Source organism: Paenibacillus peoriae, from assembly GCF_022531965.1.
In the GTDB taxonomy this organism is placed as follows: Bacteria; Bacillota; Bacilli; order Paenibacillales; family Paenibacillaceae; genus Paenibacillus; species Paenibacillus polymyxa_D.
In genome coordinates this window covers 630,773-652,042 of the sequence record NZ_CP092831.1, presented here as the reverse complement: position 1 = coordinate 652,042, position 21,270 = coordinate 630,773, and the positions used below count along the sequence as shown (strand labels likewise).

At 48.3% G+C, this 21,270-nt stretch carries 19 protein-coding genes; 6 read left to right on the top strand and 13 right to left on the bottom strand.

Annotated features, from left to right (window positions below):
* Nucleotides 1-123: 123 nt before the first annotated feature.
* On the top strand, nucleotides 124-924 hold the full coding sequence (locus MLD56_RS02995; RefSeq protein WP_029515968.1) for a GTP pyrophosphokinase: 801 nt from the start codon (nucleotides 124-126) through the stop codon (nucleotides 922-924).
* A 155-nt stretch (nucleotides 925-1,079) separates the two neighbouring features.
* Here the strand turns inward: MLD56_RS02995 and thrS are convergent, their stop codons facing one another.
* On the bottom strand, nucleotides 1,080-2,993 hold the full coding sequence (thrS, locus tag MLD56_RS02990) for a threonine--tRNA ligase (RefSeq protein WP_029515969.1): 1,914 nt from the start codon (nucleotides 2,991-2,993) through the stop codon (nucleotides 1,080-1,082).
* 504 nt (nucleotides 2,994-3,497) lie between these two features.
* Here thrS and MLD56_RS02985 point away from each other — a divergent pair.
* Together MLD56_RS02985 and MLD56_RS02980 are read left to right on the top strand one after the other, a co-directional pair.
* On the top strand, nucleotides 3,498-4,061 hold the full coding sequence (locus tag MLD56_RS02985) for a TetR/AcrR family transcriptional regulator (RefSeq protein WP_029515971.1): 564 nt from the start codon (nucleotides 3,498-3,500) through the stop codon (nucleotides 4,059-4,061).
* A gap of 12 nt (nucleotides 4,062-4,073) precedes the next feature.
* Nucleotides 4,074-4,502: a DUF3995 domain-containing protein gene (locus tag MLD56_RS02980; RefSeq protein ID WP_029515972.1), complete on the top strand. Its 429-nt coding sequence runs from the start codon at nucleotides 4,074-4,076 to the stop codon at nucleotides 4,500-4,502.
* 17 nt (nucleotides 4,503-4,519) lie between these two features.
* Here MLD56_RS02980 and MLD56_RS02975 read toward each other — a convergent pair whose 3' ends face one another.
* The gene (locus MLD56_RS02975; RefSeq protein WP_029515973.1) at nucleotides 4,520-5,743 is read right to left on the bottom strand and encodes an MFS transporter; all 1,224 of its coding nucleotides are present in this window, start codon (nucleotides 5,741-5,743) and stop codon (nucleotides 4,520-4,522) included.
* A 188-nt stretch (nucleotides 5,744-5,931) separates the two neighbouring features.
* On the opposite strand from MLD56_RS02975, the gene MLD56_RS02970 reads away from it, so the two are divergent.
* Entirely contained in the window at nucleotides 5,932-6,510 is a 579-nt protein-coding gene (locus MLD56_RS02970) for a TetR/AcrR family transcriptional regulator (protein WP_029515974.1), read from the top strand.
* Between the two features lie 94 nt (nucleotides 6,511-6,604).
* Here MLD56_RS02970 and MLD56_RS02965 read toward each other — a convergent pair whose 3' ends face one another.
* Nucleotides 6,605-7,030, bottom strand: coding sequence for a MarR family winged helix-turn-helix transcriptional regulator (locus MLD56_RS02965; RefSeq protein ID WP_029515975.1), 426 nt, complete (start codon nucleotides 7,028-7,030; stop codon nucleotides 6,605-6,607).
* A gap of 164 nt (nucleotides 7,031-7,194) precedes the next feature.
* On the opposite strand from MLD56_RS02965, the gene MLD56_RS02960 reads away from it, so the two are divergent.
* A complete protein-coding gene (locus tag MLD56_RS02960; RefSeq protein ID WP_029515976.1) occupies nucleotides 7,195-8,664 on the top strand; it encodes an MFS transporter in 1,470 nt (489 codons plus the stop codon).
* 215 nt (nucleotides 8,665-8,879) lie between these two features.
* Here the strand turns inward: MLD56_RS02960 and MLD56_RS02955 are convergent, their stop codons facing one another.
* The 9 genes from MLD56_RS02955 to MLD56_RS02915 form a co-directional block, all read right to left on the bottom strand.
* Nucleotides 8,880-9,956 carry a Gfo/Idh/MocA family protein gene (locus MLD56_RS02955; RefSeq protein WP_241113467.1) on the bottom strand — a complete coding sequence of 359 codons (1,077 nt, stop codon included), beginning with the start codon at nucleotides 9,954-9,956 and terminating at the stop codon, nucleotides 8,880-8,882.
* A gap of 226 nt (nucleotides 9,957-10,182) precedes the next feature.
* Complete coding sequence (locus MLD56_RS02950) at nucleotides 10,183-10,596, bottom strand: DUF350 domain-containing protein (protein ID WP_241113466.1); 414 nt, start codon at nucleotides 10,594-10,596, stop codon at nucleotides 10,183-10,185.
* Nucleotides 10,597-10,692: 96 nt separating this feature from the next.
* On the bottom strand, nucleotides 10,693-12,126 hold the full coding sequence (locus MLD56_RS02945) for a glutathionylspermidine synthase family protein (protein ID WP_049816912.1): 1,434 nt from the start codon (nucleotides 12,124-12,126) through the stop codon (nucleotides 10,693-10,695).
* Between the two features lies 1 nt (nucleotide 12,127).
* Nucleotides 12,128-12,466 carry a hypothetical protein gene (locus MLD56_RS02940; protein WP_029515981.1) on the bottom strand — a complete coding sequence of 113 codons (339 nt, stop codon included), beginning with the start codon at nucleotides 12,464-12,466 and terminating at the stop codon, nucleotides 12,128-12,130.
* On the bottom strand, nucleotides 12,466-13,023 hold the full coding sequence (locus MLD56_RS02935; RefSeq protein WP_239645142.1) for a hypothetical protein: 558 nt from the start codon (nucleotides 13,021-13,023) through the stop codon (nucleotides 12,466-12,468). Before MLD56_RS02935 ends, MLD56_RS02940 begins: the two co-directional genes overlap by 1 nt.
* Before the next feature lie 90 nt (nucleotides 13,024-13,113).
* A complete protein-coding gene (locus tag MLD56_RS02930; RefSeq protein WP_029515983.1) occupies nucleotides 13,114-14,019 on the bottom strand; it encodes a M15 family metallopeptidase in 906 nt (301 codons plus the stop codon).
* A gap of 151 nt (nucleotides 14,020-14,170) precedes the next feature.
* Nucleotides 14,171-14,896, bottom strand: coding sequence for a hypothetical protein (locus tag MLD56_RS02925; RefSeq protein WP_029515984.1), 726 nt, complete (start codon nucleotides 14,894-14,896; stop codon nucleotides 14,171-14,173).
* A gap of 20 nt (nucleotides 14,897-14,916) precedes the next feature.
* On the bottom strand, nucleotides 14,917-18,042 hold the full coding sequence (locus MLD56_RS02920) for a DEAD/DEAH box helicase (RefSeq protein ID WP_069010809.1): 3,126 nt from the start codon (nucleotides 18,040-18,042) through the stop codon (nucleotides 14,917-14,919).
* A gap of 157 nt (nucleotides 18,043-18,199) precedes the next feature.
* The gene (locus MLD56_RS02915; protein WP_029515986.1) at nucleotides 18,200-19,153 is read right to left on the bottom strand and encodes a helix-turn-helix transcriptional regulator; all 954 of its coding nucleotides are present in this window, start codon (nucleotides 19,151-19,153) and stop codon (nucleotides 18,200-18,202) included.
* Nucleotides 19,154-19,261: 108 nt separating this feature from the next.
* Between MLD56_RS02915 and MLD56_RS02910 the strand changes: the two genes are divergently transcribed.
* On the top strand, nucleotides 19,262-19,801 hold the full coding sequence (locus tag MLD56_RS02910) for a dihydrofolate reductase family protein (protein ID WP_029515987.1): 540 nt from the start codon (nucleotides 19,262-19,264) through the stop codon (nucleotides 19,799-19,801).
* 82 nt (nucleotides 19,802-19,883) lie between these two features.
* Here MLD56_RS02910 and MLD56_RS02905 read toward each other — a convergent pair whose 3' ends face one another.
* Nucleotides 19,884-21,179 (bottom strand): ABC transporter substrate-binding protein, encoded by a 1,296-nt coding sequence (locus MLD56_RS02905; RefSeq protein WP_029515988.1) that lies wholly within the window; start codon nucleotides 21,177-21,179, stop codon nucleotides 19,884-19,886.
* Between the last annotated feature and the right edge of the window lie 91 nt (nucleotides 21,180-21,270).

Sequence of the window (21,270 nt, the reverse complement as noted above, 5' to 3'; positions counted from 1 at the left end):
TCTTTTTTTCTTTGTCCGTCTCTCCTTTGCCTGTAGGTTTTGACATAGTGTACAATGTATACGATAATGCATTTTTACGAAAAAGATCGAGGACATCATAAGCCTCATTTAGGAGAATGCTCTGTGAATGAACCGGATTGGAAGCACCTGAATGCTGTCCCATTACCCTTGCAGGAATTTCAGCTACAGCTGGATCAAAACAGTGTTGACGCCAAGCAACTAGAGGAGTGGAGAAAGATTCCCGTCCTTTATCAGCTGGCTCTGGAAGAATTAAAGAATAAAATTAAGCTGATCCAGACGGAATGGAAGCTGTTAGACGGTTTTAGCCCGATTGAACATATTAAAACCCGAATCAAAGAGCCCCACAGCATCGTGGAAAAGGTTCGGCGCAAAGGGCATGAAGTGACCTTGGACAATATATTGCGTGAAATTCATGATATCGCGGGGATGCGTGTGGTATGCGCCTTTGTGAAAGATATTTATCGTCTGATGGATCATCTACACACTCGGGAAGACATTCGTATTCTGGAGGTCAAGGACTATATAGCCCATCCTAAGCCCAACGGCTATCAGAGCCTGCATGTCATTGTGGAAATTCCACTGATCCTGTTTGAGGGCACACGTTGGATCAAGGTTGAAATTCAATTGCGTACATTGGCTATGGATTTCTGGGCCAGTATGGAGCATATTTTGTATTATAAGTTCGATAAGAAAGTGCCTGAACATGTCGTTAATGGATTGACCGAAGCCGCACGTGCAACCTACGAGCTGGATCAGAAAATGCTGAAGTTGCGCGGCGAAATTTTATCGCTTAGCGAGGAACAGGATGCGGAAGAAACCCCGGAGAAACCATCCGAAGAGTCGTCCATGAAGACACTCTCCCTCCCCGCAGATCACGCCACTTCACGGCCACAAACCTGCTAAGTTTTTGTGTGTAAGATAACTTAAGAATTCCGTCGAGGCTGCAAAAACGTTGGTTCAGTCTTACGCTGAATTCTGTAATGTACAAAAAAAGAGCCATCAAAACCACGTTCATCATGGTTTTGATGGCTCTTTTACACATTTTTTCGATCCAAATATTACTGTTTCTCACGGATTTCTGTGCTGATTTTCTCAACGATGTCCGCAATGCTGAGTGATCCCAGATCGCCTTCGCCGCGTTTACGAACCGCTACAGTACCAGTTGTTTTTTCATTTTCCCCGATAACGAACATATATGGAACCTTCTCTAGTTGCGCCTCGCGGATTTTATAACCAAGCTTCTCATTGCGAGTATCCACTTCGACGCGCAGACCCGCTTTCAGCAACGCATCCTGTATCTCATTAGCAGTCTCGATATAGTTCTCGGATACTGGCAACAGCTTCGCATGAACAGGAGCCAACCATAATGGGAATGCACCTGTAAAATGCTCAGTCAGGATGCCCATGAAGCGGTCAATTGAACCGTAGATGGCACGGTGAATAACGACTGGACGGTGCTTTTGGTTGTCCTCGCCCACATAAGTGAGGTCGAATTTTTCAGGCATTTGGAAGTCCAATTGGATCGTTCCGCACTGCCAGCTGCGTTTGAGCGCATCGAGAATGTGGAAGTCAATTTTTGGACCGTAAAATGCTCCATCTCCCGCATTAATACGGTAGTTTATGCCCAGGTGATCCAGCACGTTTTGCAGAGCTTGTTCCGCTTGATCCCACAGTGCTGGCTCGCCCATAAAGTCATCTGGACGTGTGGACAATTCCACTGTGAAGTCAAAGCCAAACACACTATACATTTCGTTAATCAGCTTAATTACGTCTGAAATCTCTTGTTCAATCTGACCTGGTGTGACAAAAATATGCGCATCATCCTGACAGAATGTACGAACACGCATCATACCGTTCAACGCACCGGACAGCTCATGGCGATGCACTTGTCCAAATTCGGCTATACGAATTGGCAGATCGCGATAAGAATGAAGCTCATTTTTAAACACAAGCATATGCCCTGGGCAGTTCATCGGTTTCAGAGCAAATGTAGTTTCATCCACTTCGGAGAAGTACATGTTTTCCTTGTAATGCTCATAGTGTCCCGATTGTTCCCACAGCCGGTTGTTCATCATCAGCGGTGTACGTACTTCCTCATAGCCATGCAGACGTTGAATGTCACGGGAGTAATCTTCCAATGCAGTGCGGACAACCATACCTTTAGGCAGGTAGAACGGCATACCCGGTGCTTCTTCGGAGAACATGAACAGTTCCAACTCTTTACCCAACTTGCGATGGTCACGTTTTTTTGCTTCCTCCAGCAAATGCAGGTGCTCATCCAGTTGTGCTTTTTTCGGGAATGCTGTTCCGTAGATACGTTGCAGCATCTTGTTGTTGGAATCGCCTCTCCAGTATGCACCCGCTACACTCAACAGTTTAAAAGCTTTGATGCGGCCAGTAGATGGCAAATGCGGGCCACGACACAGGTCAAAAAATTCGCCTTGGTCATAGATCGTAATTTCCGCTTCTTCCGGCAAATCACGAATCAGTTCCAGCTTCAGTGGGTCTTCCAACTCTCCAAAAATACGAGTGGCTTCCTCACGGCTGACCACACGACGTGTAATCGGCAGATTTTCCTGTGCGATCTTCGTCATTTCCTTCTCAATCTTGGCCAAGTCGTCAACGGACAAGGGGTTTTCGATATCAATGTCATAGTAGAAGCCGCTGTCGATGACCGGACCGATACCCAGCTTCACATTTTTCTCACCGTAAATGCGTTTGAGCGCCTGTGCCAGCAAATGCGCTGTACTGTGGCGATAAATTTCCAGACCGTCTGCACCGTCCAGCGTAATGATTTCAAGGTCAACGTTCTGGTCCAAAACGGTGTTCAGGTCTACAGCCTTCCCATTCACTTTACCTGCTACGGCGTTCTTTTTCAGCCCGGAGCTGATCGAACCCGCCACATCGGCGATCGTTACGCCCTGCTCGTACTCGCGTACGGCTCCATCCGGCAATTTCACTTGAATACTCACGATTAAAGCCTCCATTCAAATTGTGTGCTATATCAAAAATTGAACGCAAAAAAACGCCTCTCTCCCTCAAGGGACGAGTGCGTTCAGCTCGTGGTTCCACCCTAGTTCGGCCCGCTCCTATGCGTACATTTATGTTCATCGGAACATGCTTATACACGACATACGTGACCCTCCATTGGTATCCGTTAACGGGGATAAAGCGGTGGGCGCTTACTGATGTTACTGTCAGATTGCACAGCTACATGTTCAACGTCACGGCTACAAAGGGGTAACTTCACATGCGGTTGCCGGAAAAGCTCTCAGCCTCGTCTTTTCTCTCTGAACGGCCCTTCAAGGAAATCATGTCTTTGGTCAATGCCTTGAATATCACTATATGCTACAGCATTATAGAGCAAATTCGCGGGTATTTCAAGTGGGCGTTTATGTATCCATATTTACACAGCTCTGAAAACACTATAATATACACTTATCTAGACGACACCGTACAGAAAGGGAGAAGGAGAGATGCCTAGAATTATTGTCACAGAAGAACAATGGATTCGGAAAGGAATCGAACGTTTTGAACAGGGTGGAATTGATCAACTCGTAGTTGAAAAAATGGCCGTTTCTTTGGGGTGCAGTAAGAGCAGTTTTTATTGGTATTTTAACAATCGCAGCAGCTACATTAGACAGATTGTGGAGACATGGAAGGAACAGACGACACAACAGGTGATTGCAGCGTCCATCATCCATGCTGCTGCAGATGAGCGGATCAAAGAGTTGTTAACCCAGATGTTCGGGAAGACGAAACGAGGAGATTTTCTGTTTTATCTGCGAAAACTGTCATTGAAGGATGATAGTTACCGTTCCTTGCTCGATGAAGTTGAACAGATGAGAATGGAGTTTATGAAAGAGCTTTTAATACAGAAGGGAATGCAGGCAGAGAAAGCCTTTCAGAGATCATGGATGTTGTACCATTACTACTTAGGCTGGTATGAGCGTCACAAGCAAGAGACATTAAGTAACGAAGCCATTCAACAGCATATTCACATGATTTGGACAGAGTGGATTTCGAATGAACCCAATTAAGGAGGATGTGGGATGTTGGAATTACTTACATGGGCAGTTGGCGGAATTCTATGGGTACTGAGCGGCATGCATTTATATTGGGTATTCGGCGGACAAAAAGGCGCTAAGGCAGCGATCCCAAGCACGGGAACGGATTTACTCTTTAAACCCTCCAAAATAGGGACATCGACCGTTGCCATCTTACTAGCTTTAGCCGCTTGGTTCGTCCTAGAACTAGGTGGAGTAACACAATTCCTGTTTTTCAGGTCCTTTCATTCCTACGGTGCAGGCTTGTTGTCGTGCGTATTTATTTTACGTTCTATAGGAGATTTCAAATGGGTAGGGTTCTGCAAGAGAAAGAAAGGAACCGTTTTTGCAAAATGGGACAGTGTGCTCTATTCGCCCCTTTGCTTTCTCTTGGGAACAGCCATTTTAATCATTATGTTTTTGCGTACGGCATAACTTAAAGCTGACCTCTATCAGGTGGTTTGTTTCTTTCGCACATCTCCACTCGTTTCTTTCTCAGTGAAAAAGTACAGCAAAGCCAGCACAGGCAGGACGACTCCAATCAGAGCACTGAAATTCCAACCTCCTAACGCATACGACCAACCACCTAATGATGATCCAATCGCTCCGCCTATGAAAAAAATAGACATGAATAATCCATTCAAACGCCCTCTCGCTTCACTTCCCAAGGAGTAAATCACACGCTGTCCAAGTACAAGATTTCCCGATACAGCCATATCCAGTGTAATCGCGGAAATAAAGAGAAGTACGAGTGCAACCGTCGAATGACTTTGAAAAAGATAGATGAGTAAAAAAGACAAGGCTGCAATGATCATAGCTAACCCGGTTAATACTTTACTCCAGCCTTTATCCGCCAATCTCCCGGCAATCGGAGCAGCTACCGCACCACCTACGCCTACTAAAGCAAACAATGCAATCCCTTGTTGGGACATTCCGAAATCATCCGCCAAACGTAGAGGAACAACAGTCCAAAATAGGCTGAATGCACCAAATAGGCAGGCTTGATAGAGGGCACGGCGACGCAATGCAGGCGTTTGTTTTAGAAGAGTACCTAACGAGAAAATCAATTTACTGTAAGATACCGTAGGCACAGGCTTGCGTTCTGGAAGAGCTCGCGAGAGCAGAATCGTCAACAGCGTCAAGACAATGGCTGACAAAATAAATACGGCTTGCCACCCCCAGATGCTGGTGATAAAGCTTGCTACTGGCCGTGCGAACATAATGCCTAGCAAGAGTCCGCTCATGACATTCCCAACAACGCGGCCGCGTTGCTCTTCGGATGCTAAATAGGTGGCGTACGGCACCAGTATTTGGGCTACCACAGATCCAATTCCAATGAACAAGGATGCGGTCAGGAACAACGGGGCATTGGTAGCAAAAGCGGCAACAACCAATGCACAGACTGTAATGATTAGCGATACGACCATGAGCCGTCGATTTTCGATAATGTCGCTGAGCGGTACGATAAATAGCAATCCCACCACATAGCCGATTTGAGTCAAGGTGACAATGAAGCCCGCGGCTGTAGAAGAAAGACCCATAGCAATATGAATAGGTCCTACAAGGGTTTGAGCATAGTACAGGTTGGCAACAATAAGGCCGCATGCGGCTGCTAACAAAAACATCATCCAATTTGAGATACGGTTACTTTCTAAGGCTTGTTGTTCTCTTTGCATGATAATCCTCCTCATTAATTTAAATACTAAACGTATAGTTCATTAATTCGATAGTTAAATAATATACTGAACGTTTCGTTTTGTAAATAGGCAAAATCAACTTTTTATTTTTATATGGTATTTGATATACTGAACGTATAGTTTATTTTTTGTGGTTACTTATATCTATTAAGAAGGTGAGCATTCCAGTGCAGAGCAAAAGAGGACGTCCACGTAATGTCGAGACGCATAAATCTATCCTTAACGCTTCCTATGATTTACTGTTGGAGCAAGGCTTTGGGGCGGTTACGGTAGAAAAAATTGCTGAACGAGCGAAAGTTAGCAAAGCCACCATTTATAAATGGTGGCCTAACAAAGCTGCCGTAGTGATGGATGGTTTCCTGTCAGCCACCATAGCAAGATTGCCCGTGCCCGACACGGGCTCTGTATTAGATGATATTCTCATTCATGCCACAAATTTAGTGCGGTTCTTAATAAGTCGAGAGGGTAAAATCATTACGGAGTTAATAGGCGAAGGGCAACTTGATTCAGGATTGTCAGAGGCATACCGGACCCGATATTTCCACCCTCGGCGACTTGAGGCCAGGCTTCTTATTGAGCGCGGAATGGAGCGCGGAGAATTGAAGGAAGATCTCGATATTGAATTATGTATCGATCTCATTTATGGGCCCGTTTTTTATCGATTGTTGGTAACCGGTTATCCATTAGACGACTCCTATGTACGACAATTAGTCATGAATGCGTTCAAAGGAATTGGCTTGGACTGAATGACGTGGCATCAAGCAGCCCTCACAGAGTATCCTCTGTGAGGGCTGCTTTTTCTTTTACCTGCCACGATCCTCTGGCTAGTTCCTGATTTGTTTATTCGTCAGGGTCTATACTAATTTTTTGCAGCAGGTCGATCAGAAGGTCCTCTTCCTCTTCGGATAGATTGTGGACAAGGCTGACATTGGACTCGTCCAATATTCCTTGTAGGACAGGGGAAAATTCTAGCGCCTTGGCTGTAGGAGACAAAAGATGGGAACGGCGGTCATTTGGGTCTGTTTTCCGTTCAATATAGCCTGATTCCTCCAATTGTTTCACAGAGCGCGCCGTGGTTGCCTTGTCAAATTTAAGTTCATTCGTCAACTGCTCTTGTGTAATGCCCGGCCGCTGCAAAATGAGCTTTAAAAAGCTGTGTTGTCCTCCACTGCCGATTCCGTAAGGAGTCAGTTTTTTGGACAATATTTTTTGATTACGACGGTACAGGTGGGAAATTAGCTTTCCAATCGGTTGTTTTTTTCTCATCAAATACACCTCATTGGCTTAAAAATGACACATCCCCAGTTGGGACCAAAGCAAAGTTTACAATAATATTGTTGCACACGCAACTAATTTGCTGTACACTAGAACCGTTCATTTAGTTGCGCGTGCAACTAAATGAAAATTGTCAACGATAACGAGGTGTAATGATGAGTTCAACTGCTACAACGGCTACAACCTATCAAGAGAATATCGAAGTCCAGAAGAAACGTTGGCTGATTTTAATTGTTTTGAATCTGTTTACATTTATGTCCACATTGGATGGAAGCATCGTCAATATCGCTCTTCCTGTGTTGTCTCGCACATTACATTTACCCGTAGCACAGATTGAATGGGTGACAACCGCCTATTTAATGGCGATATGTACCGCTATTTTATTTTTTGGCAAGCTTGGAGATATCGTCGGTAAAATCAAAATATTTAAAATCGGCACAATCGTATTCATTCTTGGCTCCCTATTGTGCGGTCTTAGCTCTTCGCTCTCTATGCTGCTGATTTCCCGCATTATTCAGGCGATTGGGGCGTCCATGACCATGGCAAACAGCCAGGGGATTGTGACAGATGTCTTCCCCTCCAATGAACGGGGCAAAGCACTTGGCCTCATTGGAACCTTCGTTTCTCTAGGTAGTATCGCCGGGCCAAGCTTGGGCGGTATTATTGTCTCCTCGCTCGGCTGGCAGTACATTTTCTGGGTCAATGTACCGATAGGATTGGTCGCTGTCTTTCTTGGCTGGAAGCTTCTGCCGAAGGATTTGATCAAGGTGAAAGATAAAATTGACGTTCCCGGTAGCTTGGTATTTGCTATTTTTATTCTCACTTTGTTCGTCGGATTGTTGCTGGGACAACAGGTCGGGTATGGCGACAAACGTATCGTTGCTTCGCTGGTGATGGCTGTAGTTGCTTTTGCCATGTTTATTCGATTGGAACTTCGTCGTCCACAGCCACTGCTACAGCTCGCGCTATTCAAAAATCCGTTATTTTCGCTCAGTATTTTGTGTGCTTTTCTGGTGTTCGTCGCTAACTTTTGCTTTAACATCATTTCACCTTTTTATGCGCAGAATATGCTGAACTTGTCGCCTTTTCATGCCGGGTTCCTGCTGATGTTGTTCCCCATCTCTATGGTTATTGTGGCCCCACTCAGCGGTGCGCTTTCCGATAAAATCGGGTCTGAACTGCTCACATTCGCCGGGCTGGTCGTTATGGTCATTGCCCAGATTGGATTGGCCCAACTGCATGCAGGCAGCTCCATCCCGCTCGTGGGTCTGTGGATTGCCATGCTGGGCATTGGCAGTGGTTTATTCCAATCGCCGAACAACTCGCTGATTATGTCCACGGTACCCCGCACACAGCTCGGCTCAGCCGGTAGCGTCAATTCGCTGGTTCGCAACGTCGGTATGGTTGTGGGGATCACCTTGGCCACATCAATCCTCTTTTATATTATGAGTAAAGAGGCTGGTTATCGGGTCACCGGCTTGGTCCCGGGTCATCCAGAAATTTTTCTGGCAGGCATGCATGTAGTCTTTATGACGTCTGCGTCCATCTGTCTTGTGGCGGCATTGTTAACAGGCTGGCGGCTGATCGGGGCTAGACGGGTAAGAACGCAGCAAGAAAAGGGATAAAGAGTAACATTTACAATTTTAAAAATGGGATACAAGGGTGGAGCTCACATGAAACATTACTATGCAAGCGGAACAAAATTGATGGTAAAGGAGTGTGAAGGCGAAGGCCCTATAAGCGTTGCGATGCGAAAATGATGAAAAAGATGTCTTTACAGGTAATTGAATTGCTAAACCGCAAGATGGCTGCTCTTTCCAAGGAATCCTCTTGCGGGTCCCTACACTTCTACTAAACGTCCATTCTCTTTCCATGATTGCAGTATTTTCTCAAGTACCCACTGGTTTTTGTAGCCGTCCTCGAATAAGGGGGCACGATCCACAGACTCTCCCCTTGCCAGCTCAACAAAATCTTCATAGGCCGTATGATTATAGATTGCAGGGACAGTCCAAGTCTCGTATTCGGCATCCGGGTGTTCTAGGTCACGCAGCACAATGCGGATACTTTCCGGATTACTGAGGCTGGCGTGCAGCGTACCCAGTTCTCCATAGATATCGACTTCGATATCGTGCCGTATGCCGATGGCATTTTTATGTGTGATAAAGGTTCCCACGGTATTGTCGCCTATGATGCCATGAAAGGCAGCGAGATCTTCCACATCCACTTTTACAGGCAGGCCCGTGATCGGATCGAGCCGCTCGGGTGTAATGGTATGTAGCAGCGCTGCGACACTTTTAAATTCACCCACCAAAAAACGGGCCAGATCAATGATATGTGAGGCTGTATCCCCCACTACTCCAGAACCAGCCTTGGCTAAATTGTGACGCCAAGTATACGGATGCTGACGATACGGCGCAAATGCATCCATTAGATAACGGAATTGAATGTTATAGATTTTACCCAGCTTTTGCTCATCCAGCAGTTGCTTGGTATATTGGAAGGCCGCGCCGTAGCGATGCTTATAGTGAACCAGCAAAGGCACCGGATTCGCTGTATATAGCTTTTTCAACCGATCCGCTTCCTCCCATGTGAGAGTCAATGGTTTTTCTGCCAGTACAGCTTTGTGTTTTTCCAGCGCAATACGAATAATGTCAAAATGCACATCATTGGGTGTCAGCGACAGAATCGCATCTACCTCTGGGTCACGGATTAATGCTTCATAATGGGCGTACCGCTTGGAAGTAGGCAGTTGCAATTGTTCTCCGATGGCTTGAAGGCGATGGGGATTCACATCACTAACGGCCACAATAGATACCCCCGAGATGGTGTGCAGTGATCTCATGTGATATTCAGCGATAAGACCCAGGCCAATGATACCCATCCGAATTTGTTTGGTTGGGAAGGTGGTGGTACTCATATGTTCAGAACTCCCTTCTCTTCAATTTGGTTTGAACTCTGTAGCAAATTCCTTTTGCTATGCAGTATCACCCGTTGCTTTGTAGAATAGTCCCCACAGGAAGTGATCGTTGCAACCCTTAATTCAACAGTCTGATGCCGGTAGTGAATACAATGTCTCATAAAAAAAGGATCTGCAGCTCCGTTGTCCGGTGTTGCAGATCCTTGGTATTCCTTCTCTATATCGACTACATCAAAAATGTACCTACCACAAAAGAAGCCCCGACGATGATTGAACGCAGCAGCTGTGCCAGAGCCACATTGCCCTTGGCAATTTCCTCACACACCTTGGTACGCGGCGTCACCAGATCAAAAATCACATAGACGAGACACAGCACTACAATGCCCACAGCCGACCAGGCCAGCATATCGAGCCATGAATGACTGCTGTACGACACCATCCCCACGATGATACACAGACCTAGCAGCTTTGCCCCCATATAGATGCCTGCCGCCTCATTGCCGTGTGCGATTTCTTGATTATCGTTATAACGTGTCAGTAAGCTGAACACAAAATAACCTACGATTAAGATGGCAAACAGGATAAGCAGGCCGATACCTACATTGCCCAGTGCGTTGCCCAAACTGATATGAGAGTCCAATTTTTTTCCTCCTTATGATACTTCAGGATTTTGCAAAATCCTCACTTGTGAAAATGAAACAGATATGTTCGAATATTGTATATTTTTCAATTTAGCTTATACAACCGGCGGATTAGGATGTACGGTGGCAACGGCGGCGGCGCAATAGTAGGCCATATCACCTGTTACCTTTTCACCGATTCGCGGCAGGACACCCGCAAAACGCCCCCCAATTACAAATATGCCTGTTAACACATAGCCGTGAAATAGCCCTTCCTCGGTCTGTACCTCTGCGGTCTGCATCGGCCACAGCCGCTGATAAATCTTAGGCTGTCCTTCATAATAAGCGGCAACATGTGCGGCTTCCTCCTGCTCAGGCGTTCGTGGGGCATCAGCTTGGTGAAGCAGATCAGGATGGTCGGTCTTCGCATTTTGAACCTTTCCCAAGACGCCTTCTAGTCTCTCCTCGTCTTCGGTATGTTCAATCAAGTGCGTCCCTTTACCCTCCCGACCCCATATACCTTTGGCCACATAGGGCTCTTTATTTTGCATAAACACCGAGGGTTCAAAATACGTAGGCAGCAGGTAGGTTCGTATCACCTCCAGCTCGCGATCGTCAAACAAACGAAAACCACAGAACTCTGGTGTCTGCTCATTGCGCTCATACAGTGACCATACGGTTGCGGTGAACCCTTTGCTCTGGGTAATGATATGCTGCGGTGGGTTGATTAATCCTATTTTCCCGTCTGCCACCATATCCATTAGCGCCTGCCCCACCTCAAGCCCCGTATTCTCCTCCCGGTCATCAATTAGATACTCCAGCGGATACAGGCGATAGAGAATACGGATCTGCTCTCCCCGGTGATACAATCCTTCATTCGGGATAATCTCCAGTTCTTCCAAAGGAGCATAAACGACTTCGAATCCGGCTTGTTCACATAAACGCATAATATATTTGGTGTTCGTCTGATCCTCGATGTGCCAGTCATAGCAAGTGAAATACACCTTTGTCCCTAATCCCTTGCGGCTATAAAAATGGATGAGCTCCGTCAAGGCAGACTGAATCGCCTCGTCCATTCCAGTTGAGGGTCCATGTAGTGCATTGTCATCCTCCGACATTCCTCCCTTACTCAGCACCTCTAGCAGCTTTCCTTCGAGATAAGCCACCTCGGGAATTCCGGTTGGGGTATCGGTGTTATTCTCAATGCACTTGATACCCGCTTCCCCCACAATCCAGTCCTGGCGGGTTATCCCATCCGGCTCGGCCTCCATACGTGCAGCACGCAGCAAGCCCGGATGAATCCCCAACCGTTCCACCAGGTATTCATCCGGCATATAGCGCTGAACGAATTGCTGAACCTTGCGATAAATACGATGTACCGCCTCAGAAGCAACCTGAAGCTCTGCCAGCTCGCTTTCCCGATATACCGTTAAGGCCGGCACGCAATAGGACTTGCCATACATGCGGTGATACGGGATGATACGGCTGATTTCACCCTTAAAAAGCTCATCATGTTCATAAGGCAATTGCCGAATCGTGCGCATGCTCATCTTAACCCCCAGAGAAAAAGCCGCTGCGTGAGCCGCTGCTGCCAAAACCGCTGTGTGAGCTGGAAGATGAGGATGAGCTTCTGCGGTATGAGCTGGAAGAAGAACGACTGCTATGGTATGAGGAGCCTCCACTATAATAAGTCGATCCGCCATAGTAATACCCACTGCTGCCTGAATCCCGACACGCCGTTTGTTCCGATATAGGAAGCTCATCGCAGTCATAATACTCGTCGTCACCGCAACCCGTCAGAGCGGCCGGGACAGCCAACATCAGGGCAAAGGCCGCCATCCGTGTACGAGAGCCGGGCTTGGATTTCATTTTTTCCCAAGAATGCTCCATCACAGATCGACCTCCTTCACAAACAGATGTACCTTTTTCAGCTGAGGGTCCAGTACCGAATATATAAATTCATATGTTTTGCCACCCAGTACTATATAGTGATCTAATAGCCGTTGGGCCAACTCCAAAGTAAATACCGAACCTTCCCGCTGATCCATACTACGGAATGCAGGTTCATGCCATATCCAGTACATTGCACTGTATGTGGAAGTGTAACCTCCCTCACTGGCAAGCACGAGGTCTGTGATAGACGCACCGTAAGGCTTTGCACGTTCCCCTGTAAATTCAGTCACATAGACGGAATGATCCGTATGTTCCTCACTTTCATTCGAGATATGCGACCATAGTTTGTCATGGAGACGCGTAGCGTCTACAAGCTTGCGTAGAAACAGCTCATCTCCCGATACGGATTCCCGTGTCAGGCTGCGCAGTTCCTTTTGAGTGTCTTCCGACCATTCGCGATACGTTAATGAATAATAAATGATGATTCCCTTCCCTTCCTGTACGCTTCTGTCATGAGGTTTGCAACAAATCAAAGCGCTTCTGTCGTTGATCACTATACGAGATTCTACCTTGAAAAGGTTCAATTTGGAAGAAAAACACGACAAAAAGCCGCAATCCCTAGGATTACGGCTTGATTTTAGCTGCTACAGCTTGATATTGTTCTCGTCGAAATATTCCTCCAGCGTCATCCCCTGCTTGGCTACATCCTCCGCAATGTCTATTCCCACATAACGGATATGCCAAGGCTCGTACACGTAGCCGGTCACATCTTCCTTACCCTTCATATAACGAATAATAAATCCGTATTCCGGTGCATGTTGTTCCAACCATTCGCCTTCCTTGGAAGCTCCGAAGGATTGCTCCAGCGCATTACCTACGCTTGGGCTGGATACATCAATGGACAATCCCGTCTGATGCTCACTCGTACCCGGTACAGCGCTGACTTTAGAGGCATATTCCTGTCCCTTTGTCTTTACATTGTTGTCGAAAATAGACACCTGACGCTTATAGGAACGGTATCCCGATACCGCACGCAGCTCGATGCCGTCCTTTTTCGCACCGTCGAACAGCTTCTCCAATGCCTCTGCCGCTTCCTTACGCAAATGCCGCTTTTCGTGCGGTCCCTCGAAGGAAAATTGCACCTGCGGCTCCACCAGGTCGTCTGGGACATAGCCCACAGGCAAGCTGCGCTTTTTGTTCACAACGACTGTATCCGAAGTCGCATTGGTGACAATCGCGGTTCCATCCTCTTCCTTAACCGTGGCTTGCAGCGCACTCTGGCTCCGCAACGCCATCACTGGGTCGGCTTGTCCACTTTCTGTACCCGCAGAGGCTTGTCCAGCACTAGTGCTACCATTGCCCGCATCCGGCTGGGTGGAAGGCTGCACATTCTCCTGTACCGCTGTAGATGACTTTAACGGCTCGCTTTCCTGTCCACCTGATCCTCCCTGCTGGCAGGCTGCCAGTAATAGCCCTGGCAGGATCAGCCCTGGAATGAGCGCTTTGGTCCATCGCTGAGATGTGCGCGTCTGTTGTATATGTCGTTTCATGCTGGTATCTCCTCCAATATTGCAATTGATACATGACTTGCAGTGACTTTTCCGTTCCCCCATTGTAACTGAACTTTGGACACTCTTCGAAGCCGTTATCCCGTTCGATGAAGGCGAATAGACTCGAAAAAGGAAGTATATACCCGAATTGTTACGGAGTATGACGTTTTTGCGGAATTGCAGCTCGGGCCCGCTCGGCTACCCGTTCACGTATGAGTTTCAATGCCTCTTCCGCACGGGGTAAACCCGGCAGCAAAGCCGTAATATCCGCTTCCTTCTTAGGAACAAGCTTCTGCGGCAGATGAATCTCAATCGCATGAAAACCTGCACCGGGACGATGTAATGCTCCTTCTGCCGCTGACTCGGCAATCCATTCGCTAATCGCAGCCGATCCACTGCGTCCGCCTTCCGGCCGCGAGGTAGACTCAAGCGCGGGGGATGTCCCCTGCACATGAGATAACTCTCCAGCCCAAGCACTGAATACGTACTCCAGCAGTTCTTCCCGCGTCATTCCGATCAGTTCCAGACAGGTCTGCGGCTCGCTTTCCATCCCGGTCTGAAGAGCTTTCTTCACATCGTCGACTACACCCACGCCATCCTCCATGCTGGAAGTGGCTGTCTCAGCTGCTAGCTGAACGATCTCATCCAGCGATAGACAGGTTTTCCCTTGCAAAAAGCGGTAGATGTCCAAAGGATCTGCTTTTAGCTGCTCCAGCCATGCCTTTCGCTGTTCGGGGTTTAGTACAGGCGCTGGACCCATCCATTGGACAGCATGTGCGGAAGGTACACCCGTTGATTCGCCTTCCAAGCCATTTCTGTCTAATTCCGCTATCCATTGACCGTCAGTTACTTTCAGCTTCACTCGCGGCCTCGTCATCGCCTTCATCCTTTCTCTGCTCACTCAATCCATACATCATTTTGCAACGCTATCAGACCGCGCAATTCATCATCAGACATTTCGGTGAGCCAATGTTCACCGGAGCCGACAACCTGCTCGGAAAGTGCCTTTTTGCTCTCGATCAGCTCGTCGATTCGCTCCTCCAGTGTACCTTGACAAATCAGCTTGTGCACTTGTACATTGCGGCTTTGACCAATACGGAATACGCGGTCTGTCGCCTGATTTTCCACTGCAGGATTCCACCAGCGGTCATAGTGAATGACATGGCTGGCACGTGTCAGGTTCAGGCCCACACCACCTGCACGCAGGGAAAGTACGAATATATTCGGCCCTTCTCCCTGCTGGAAGTTGTGAACCATTTCATCCCGTCTGGTTTTCGCCAGTCCTCCATGTAGAAAATACGGCTCTTCCCCGAAGATTTTGGCCAAACGGGAGACCAGCAATTCTCCCATCGACACATATTGGGTGAATATCAGCGCCGATTCGCCGTTCTCGCGAATCGTCTCTACCAATTCCAGCAGTCGCTCCATTTTGCCCGAGTTTTGCGTTTTACCACTATCAGCCCGACCCGGAATGATCAGACCCGGATGGTCACAAATCTGCTTCAACTTGGTCAGTGAAGACAGAACAAGCCCTTTGCGAGCTATACCGATCTGCCCATCCAGTGTTCCCAATAATTGATCCACTACGCCCCGATACAATCCGGCCTGCTCTGGTGTCAGTACACAGTAGGATTTCAACTCCAGCTTCTCCGGCAAATCCTTGCGTATATCTGGGTCGCTTTTGAGTCGACGCAGCATGAACGGGGAGACGAGGCGATGAAGCTCACGCAACGCAGACCCCCGCTCCTCTCCCGCCAGACTGTACCGTTGGCGGAATGAAGACGCCGTACCGAGGTAACCTGGGTTCAGGAATTGAAAAATAGACCACAGCTCGCTCAGCCGATTCTCTACCGGGGTACCCGTCATGGCAATCCGATGTGGAGCAGACAGCTTCATGACGCTTTGTGCTTGCTTTGTTCGTGCATTTTTTATATATTGCGCTTCATCCAACACGATGGAGGACCAGTATACCGCAGATAAATCGCTACCGTCCCGTCCCGCCAAATGATAGGTAGTGAGGACGATATCATACTCACGTACACTTTCCTGAAACAGCTCGCCGTGGAGTCGCTGGTTTCCATGGTGAATATACAGTGACAAATCCGGTGAAAAGCGTTTCAACTCGCGCTGCCAGTTGCCGAGCAAGGACGTTGGACAGATGATCAACGCCGGACGTTGATCATCTGCGCCGATGCCACCGTCGAGTAGGCAGGTGATGACCTGAATCGTTTTACCAAGCCCCATATCGTCCGCAAGGCAGACGCCAAAACCTAATCCACGCATCGCGGCCAGCCATTGAAAGCCGCGCTCTTGATAGGGCCGTAATGCGCCGTGCAGCGTCTCTGGCACAGGTCGCGGCTCTACCGAACGAAGTACGCCGCCCTCAGCCAAAGACGCAAGCAATCCGGCGGATTCCGCGCCAAAGATGGACAAGCCTTTCCATGAGGCCTCGCCTGCACTTTCATTTTCTGCGGCCAGATGCATCCATTCGGACAAGCTCATCTCACCGTTCTCACCGCGCTTGATAAAGCGCAGCACCTGACGAATTTCCTTAGGATCGACCTCGATCCATTCCCCTCCGAGACGTACATACGGCAAATTAGCGGCGACAATGCTTTCCAGTTCCTCCATCGTCAAAGTTGTATCACCCAGCACAGCCTCGGCATCAAACGAAATCATGCGGTTAATGCCGACAGTCGATGTATCGGCAATCACACCATCCGGCTTGGCACCCTGCTCTGTCGAACGCATTTTGAGCCGCAAGCCTGCACGTCTTCGGCCCTCCCGGCTCCAGCGTGAAGGCATTTGCACGGTAATACCGTTCTTTTGTAATGCGGGAACGGCTTCCGTCAGGAAGCGGAAGAACATCTCCGGCTCCAGTGTCAGCCCTTCGGGATAAGGGCGGTTCAACGCTTCTTGCAATATAGGTGCCGCTTCAGCAGCCTGTCCGAGCCTCATTAGCAGTTGCGCCTGCACTTGACGATATACAATTCCGCCGCGAACCAGATCGCGTTCAGGATGCGCCCACAGTGCCAGAGCAGGCAGTCGCAACCCCGGCTCAGCATCGCTTTCTGCCCAAAAGGTAATGCGCCATTCCTTCACACTCTCTTCCAGCGAAGGCTCCAAACGAAGGCACAACCGCAGTTGCCCTTCTATCGGCTCCTTGTCTTCCCGCTCCGTGACAGGCATTGCGCTTCCCTTAAGAGAGGACGCTTGGAGAACCAGCTCCTCCATCTCCGCGGGCGTTCCCTGAATCGCCACCGGGCGGGAACCTGTCAGCAGACTGTTCCACCATAGCTCTGTCAGCGGCGATCCTCCGCGCCGATACTCTGCACGATATCGTCCCAGCTCACGGTCTGATGCTGCCAACACCGCGGTCGTTTCCGCATGGATGACCGCACACAAGAAGGAGTACAGCACGATTCCGGCTGCATCCTCGCGTGTTTCAGGCTCCTTACCCGCGAAAACGGCAGGAGCCGCCATACAAACAGCCGGCATTGCAGCAGCCAGCTCATGAAAGCGGCGTATGTCCTCCTCTTGATACAGACGAGGAATCCACACCCCGACAGCCGCTTCCGGACCGCGACGACGCGGTCCCGATGGACGCGCCTCTGTAAGCGATGGCGTAATTTCGCCCCGCTGCATCAGCTCTAGCGCAAAATAAGCGGCTTTTTGCCAATATTGCATTTCCTCGCCCAGCGTAATGCCCGATGCCGCACAGCCCTTCTCGTCCATGCGGGTCAGCAGTGCCATCGTCTCGCGCGGTTCCAGCGCCAAGCCCTCCAATGTACGCCCCAGCATGGAACGTCTTTTGCCACCTCTGCCCGCGGTTTCCACACGAGCAGTGTTCGGTATTCGTACCTCGGCAAGGCGCAACGCAGCCTGCCGAAACGGCCGAAGGTCTCCCTTTAGCGTCAGCCTGCGAATTACACTGCTCCACGCATCGATACGTGGTTCCGACGTCTCACCAGAAAAGCAAAAAAACACATCTCCGAGCCATATCCCATAAAGCGGTTGATTCATATCTGTCTCCCGTCCAGCCTTTTGAATTATTACTCTTCATCATATACGAAAACGGGCTCTTTTCAAAACTTTATCACAAAAATAAATGGAAAGTCATAAGTCAATAACCTTAAATATTCATGTGGTTAACTATAAATAAGAGAATCAATTTACAGGATTAATTGTCTTTTTCTTCATCATCCGCTTTTGCATCCTTCAGATAAGGGTTCAGGCTGTCTTGCAACAGTTGCTTGACCTGTACACGCAGTTCTTTGGGAAATACGACCTCGGCCTCTGGCCCGTATTTTAGCAAAAGTCGGGATACATATCTAAACTCTTCGACCGGAATATATCCCTGCCATTCCTGAGCCTGCCCTTCCTGATGGGAAACATTTTGGAAGAGGGCATCTGATCCGGCCAGCCTGACACCCAATGCGGTAAATTTTATTTTGGACGGAATTCCTATACGGGAATCCTCCGAAGCCAACCATTCTTGAAGTGTAGGAAGGGTGTCCAAGGTGTCGTCCAGCATCGTTATTGTGATCACCCGATCTGAACGATACAAAATGATGCGGTCTCTGCTATACGCTGGCATGTACCAATATCCGTGATCAAAATACAGTCCAATCGGATATACCTGAGTCCACTTTGCCCCGGAAGCGGAGCGGTAATGCATGTTCACCCGGCGCTTATTCAGCGCAGCCTCCAAAATGATTGAGGTGTAGGGTGACTCTGCGTGAGTAGGTAGCATACGAAAAGAAATGTACTCCTTTAATTGATCGATGCTGTCCTGCACATCCTGTGGAAGTTCGGCATAATAGTGCTCGGATAAATGCTCACGAACTGAGCCAAAAGGGATATCTGGAATGTTCTCCAACAGTTGCAGCATGAGAAAAAGACCCAAGGCCTCGTCACGAGCAAGATGAAGGGGAGGAAGAAGCCGATTGGGAAGTGCCCGATACCCGCCATGAGGACCCATTTCGGTATAAAGGGGTAATCCGGTCTGCTGCAAATAGTCGAGATCTCTCTGTATCGTCCTGACGGAGACACCAAAACGTTCAGCCAGCTCACGCGCCGTATATTTTTTTCGGGAATCCAGTATCCTCATAAGAGCAATTCTGCGTTCGTTCATAAGGTACCCCTCTAATCAAAAATTAATTTAAAATGACCGTTTAACTACGACATACGATGTCATAAATACATTGTAACATTAGGATATAGAAAGGAGTGAATGAACACTATGAAGGATTTGAAATCAAACGCAGTTGTGCTGTATATTGCCATGAGTCTCGACGGGTATATCGCTTTGCCGGACGGTTCGGTGGACTGGCTGTATGATGTTAAAGGGGATGGTGGGGACAATGGATATGCCGACTTTTACGATACCGTTGGTACGGTGCTGATGGGCAGACTGACGTATGAGGAAGTATTGAAGCTCTCAGATGATTTCCCTTATGCTGGAAAGCCATGCTATGTGCTCACACGAGCATTAACGGAGCAACAGCAGGCGCCACATATTACATTTACGGACGAAGCTCTGACTGAACTGGTTCCACGTCTACAAGGACAATCGGAAGGTGCGGTATGGCTAGTCGGTGGAGGCCAGTTAGTCCAGGCCTTCTTACAAGCTGGACTGCTGGAGAAAGCTATCATTGCGATCATTCCCAAAGTGCTTGGACAAGGAATACCGTTATTTCCAGAGGGAACACTACCAAGTACGTTTGAACTCCAAGAAATAGAACGCCGCGGGGATATTGTTCTTCTCCATTACCATATATAATTAATTTTGCAAAAAAGCCTTCGTATGTTCAGGATCATGCAATTTCCCTGACATACGAAGGCTTTATCGCGTGCTTTTGTTCTTATTTAGTCTTCAAATTTTCCCATGTTTTCTGGAAATCATCGAATAGCTTCCCAGCATCCGATTTACCTGCCACATAGGCTTGCATCTGACTTCCGAATTCTTGCTGTGCTCCTTCAGGATAGCGGCTAAAGAACCAGCCCAGCAGTTTGTTTTCCTTACTGTACTTCACCACTTCAGCACCCAATTGGCCCATATCAGCCTCTGCCCCCTCGATGCTCTTGAACGCTGGAATAAACTTGAATTCCTTGGTGATATACTTTTTACCCTGCTCGGATGTTACCATCCAGTTTAAGAACTCTTTCGCCTCGGGTTTGACAGACGAATTTTTATTAACCACCCAGTTGTTGGCGACACCTACAAACAGCTTATCTCCGGCTGTTGCGTCTTCACCAATCGGCATAGGCAAAATACCCAGATTCAGCTTCGGATTAATTCCATCAATTTGGACTTGAGTCCAGTTCCCCTGCTGCATCATGGCAGCCTTTCCAGTGGCGAAGTTCGTTACCTGCGTGTTGTAATCAGTCGTGAGCGGCTTCGTATTCCCATACTTCAGTGTCAGATCGAACAACTTAACCCACTCGGCAAATACAGCGTTGCCCGGAATCTTTGCAGTTCCATCATTCAGTCCCTTAACGAAGGCCGAAGGGTCTGGCTGATTGGCAAATGCCACGTTCAGCAAATGATTGCCCAGCACCCAAAACTCCTGATATCCATTAGAAAATGGAATAATCCCAGCGGCTTGGAGCTTTTGTGCAGCTCCCTCCAGTTCGGACAATGTTTTAGGGGTCTCCGTAATCCCCGCCTTCTTGAACAAATCCTTGTTATAAATAAAGCCGTATCCTTCCAGATTCATCGGCTGACCATACAGCTTGCCGTCTTTGGTCATCGGCTCTTTGGCGACATCGACCACATCCCCAACCCAAGGCTGGTCAGACAGGTCCTCCAAATATTCCAGCCACGTATCCAGCTCGCGGTAACCGCCGACGTTAAAAATATCCGGCTGCTCCCCGGAAGCAAACTTCGCCTTTAAAGCCGCTCCGTAATCACTGCCCCCGCCCACGGTCTGAATATCGAGCTTGATCCCTGGATGAGACGCTTCGTATTCCGCCTTCATGCGGTTCAGCGCTTCTGCAATCTCTACCTTGAATTGAAAAATGTGAATGGTTTTTTCCTTCACTTCCTCTTTGCCTGCGTTTTGTCCGCCACTGCTGTTACAACCTGCCAAAACCAGGGCAAAGGCCGCGAGAAGCAAGATTAATGCTTGAGCTTTCTTTTTAAAAGTATGCGTTTTCATTTTGATGTTCCTTTCTATTCTAAATTCATACCAGATGAACTCGAAAAATTCATGTGGAAACGGAGCTAACGGAATGGTGCTGAACAAGCGA